The following is a 2,725-nucleotide window of genomic DNA, read 5'->3' as shown; positions in this document are numbered from 1 at the left end:
ATCTTCCCCTCTGGCCTATGCGCGTGCGTCGCAGGCGGCCGATATCAGCAACACCGCGGCGCGCAGCTTCAACCGGGCGATGCGTGCCACCTATTTCTCGCTGGCCACCGTAGCGTGGTTGCTGGGGCCGGTGCCGCTGCTGGTTGCGACCGCTCTGACCATCGCGGTCCTGTACCGGCGCGAATTCGCGTCGCAGTCGCGGGAGATCATGCAGCGGGTTCCGCCCAACACCGAGACGTGAAGACGCGGACCGGCGGGACGCGCCAGGGCCTTTCGAGATTAATTTGAGGCATAGCCTGCAGCGTTGAAGCCATTCCAACGCTCTGTGGGATCGTATGGCTCGCGGATTCCCCCAATTGCCTTGAAGACCGCCGTGAATGAGCGCGCCCCGATCCGTCTGAGATGGGCCTTGAGTTTCGAGAACGCCTGCTCGATCGGATTGAGGTCCGGTGAATGGGGCGGTAGCCCGAGGGACCGGCAACCGTGGTCGCGGAGGGCCTGCGCGGCCTCCTTGTCGCGGTGGGTGGCGAGGTTGTCGAGGATGACCGCCGTGCCCGGAGCGATCTCGGGGGATCGGCACGAGACCGTGCGGAATTTTGTGCCCTGGCGCCGTTTCTTGCGCCAATGGGAAGCGTTCCCCGAACATGATGGCGAGCTGGTTTTTCACCGCATGCCATTCGCGCACTGAGCGCTGCCGCTCCGCTGAGGCCGCAGTCAGCGCCAGATGGATCAACTTGGCCGCCGCTTCATCGCTGGGAAAATGGCCGCGGGTTCGAACCGCGCGGCGGATTTTCGAGTTCAGCGCTTCAATGGCATTGGTCGTGTAAATCAGCCGGCGCATCTCGGGCGGATAATCCAGGAACGGAATGACCTCGTTCCGGGCCCGCCGCCAGTTCGGTGTGATGGCCGGACAGCGCTTTGACGGATCGCTCGCTTCAAATTCGGTTCGCGCGGCTTCGGCCGCCGGGGCATCAACGGCCGAATGGACCGCCTTCAGAGCCGCGGCGACGGCCTTGCGGTCCTTGTCGCTGGCAAAGCTCGTGGAATGGCGCAGCAGATGGACAATACAGGTCTGGACCTGGGTTCGGGGGACGGCCGCCTCGATGGCCCGGGGAACGCCCTTGCGCCCCTCCACGATGGCGATCGGGATGTCCTGAACGCCGCGGTTGCGCAGATCGCTCAGCACCTTGGCCCGGAATTCGGCCCCTCATTGGCCCCTCATTGGCCCGGAACCCCAAGCCCAGAACGTCCCGTGTGCCGTCCGGCAGGATCGCCAGGGCCACGAAGACCGCCGTGTTCGAGACCGCGCCGTCGCTGCGGATGTTGACCCGGATCGCATCCATGAACACCACCGGACAGCAGGGCTAGAGCGGGCGGTTCTGCCAGGCCGTCACCTCCTGCATCACGGTGTCGGTGATGGCCGAGATCAGGCTGGGTGACGCTTCAAAGCCGTGGTTCTCCTCGCTGTGACCTTGGGTCTCCCGGGTCGTCATGCCGCGGGCGTACATGCTGATGATCTTGGTGTCGAACTCCGGAAAACGGCGCTGATACTTGGCGATCAGAACCGGGTCAAAGCTCCTGTTCCGGTCGCGCGGAATGTCCAGAACCACCTTGCCGGCGTCCGCGGCCACAGTCTGCTGGCGGCTGCCCCTCTCGTGCATGTAAACATGCACTGCCGGGCCGTGATTGCGTCGATTGGCGGGCCGGTTCTGACCTTCTGGCGGCTCCTGCGCGCGCTCTTCGCTGAGATGGTCGTCCAACTCGGGGCTCAGCGCATGTTCCGCAAGCGCCTTGGCACGTTCGGAAAGAATGCCCTCCCTGCCGAAAAGGTCGCCGGACGAACGCCCTTCCCTCAACCGGTCCAACAGGTCTTTGTCTATGCTCATACGTGGGTCTCCTCAAAATTGAGCTGCCACGCCAGGGCACAAAATTCAGGATAGCCCTATCAGCACCTCCCGAACGTCGGCGGCGAAGGCGGGTCCATCCATCGCGCCCTTGATGACCCATGGTGCGATCAACGCGTCACAGGCCAGCCCGGCTATCAAGGTCTGAGTGCCCCGGCTTCGGAATGGCGCGTCCATGGTCAGCCGATGGCCCCGCGGCGCCCAGCCCCGCAGCCGGGTGAGGTTGGTTTCCCCGCGGTGTCGTCCGGAAACGCAATGCGGTCCGGCATTCGGGAGATGGCGGGCGAACGATACGTCGTCCAGTGGTCGCGCTGCCGTCTTGCCTTCGCACGGCGCCGCGCGGTGGCCAGTCCATTGACCGGCAGGCGATTTGCAAGGCAAATCCGCCAAGAGGGGGCGACTTCTTTGTGCGCGAAGCCAGGGCGCTTGAGAAGTCCTGCAATCGCCGAATGGTGGACGGTAACGCCCTCGGCGTCGGCAAGCGCGTCGCGCAGTTCAAAGAGCGTGATGTCCGGGTCCTGCATCACCAACCCGCGGAAAAAGCCGACATGCGCGGCCAGTTTGCCGGTCCCTGAAGGCCGGCCTATCGGCGCAACCGTGGTTGCACCGCGACGCCGGATTTGCCGCGCCCATTGCCCGCCTGTGGCCGCAGATAGCTGCAAGCGGCGAGAAGCCTCTCGCCCTGTCAATCCTGCACCGATCCGTCGCGCAAATCTGTCTCGGAGTTCCTTTGGCAATGGTGCTGGCATAGTCCGATCCTCCCAATCAGGGCGACGCATAAATCAGGCTTCAGGGAAATCCCTCCGACGCAAACTTTCCTC

Annotated in this window: 3 protein-coding genes and 1 pseudogene; 1 reads left to right on the top strand and 3 read right to left on the bottom strand. The window is 64.3% G+C overall.

Annotation, left to right across the window (positions count from 1 at the left end; all coding sequences use genetic code 11):
- Positions 1–241 (top strand): DUF599 family protein (locus ACFMPD_RS17420; protein ID WP_380997277.1); only part of this gene is annotated, 241 nt, incomplete at its 5' end.
- 38 nt (positions 242–279) lie between these two features.
- Here the strand turns inward: ACFMPD_RS17420 and ACFMPD_RS17415 are convergent.
- The 3 genes and pseudogenes from ACFMPD_RS17415 to ACFMPD_RS17405 all read right to left on the bottom strand — a co-directional run bounded on the left by ACFMPD_RS17415 (position 280) and on the right by ACFMPD_RS17405 (position 2,428).
- Entirely contained in the window at positions 280–564 is a 285-nt protein-coding gene (locus ACFMPD_RS17415; RefSeq protein ID WP_380997275.1) for a transposase, read from the bottom strand.
- 64 nt (positions 565–628) lie between these two features.
- A pseudogene (locus tag ACFMPD_RS17410) lies at positions 629–1,886 on the bottom strand (IS256 family transposase); the annotation flags it as partial.
- A gap of 197 nt (positions 1,887–2,083) precedes the next feature.
- Complete coding sequence (locus ACFMPD_RS17405) at positions 2,084–2,428, bottom strand: hypothetical protein (protein ID WP_380997274.1); 345 nt, start codon at positions 2,426–2,428, stop codon at positions 2,084–2,086.
- Positions 2,429–2,725 lie beyond the last annotated feature (297 nt).

Origin of the sequence: Sedimentitalea sediminis, from assembly GCF_042687825.1 — a bacterium.
In the GTDB taxonomy this organism is placed as follows: Bacteria; Pseudomonadota; Alphaproteobacteria; order Rhodobacterales; family Rhodobacteraceae; genus Sedimentitalea.
This window is presented reverse-complemented; position numbering and strand designations above follow the sequence as displayed.

Excerpts from the sequence above, each read along its gene's own strand:
- ACFMPD_RS17405 (WP_380997274.1), bottom strand. The coding sequence starts at position 2,428 with ATGCAGGACCCGGACATCACGCTCTTTGAACTGCGCGACGCGCTTGCC.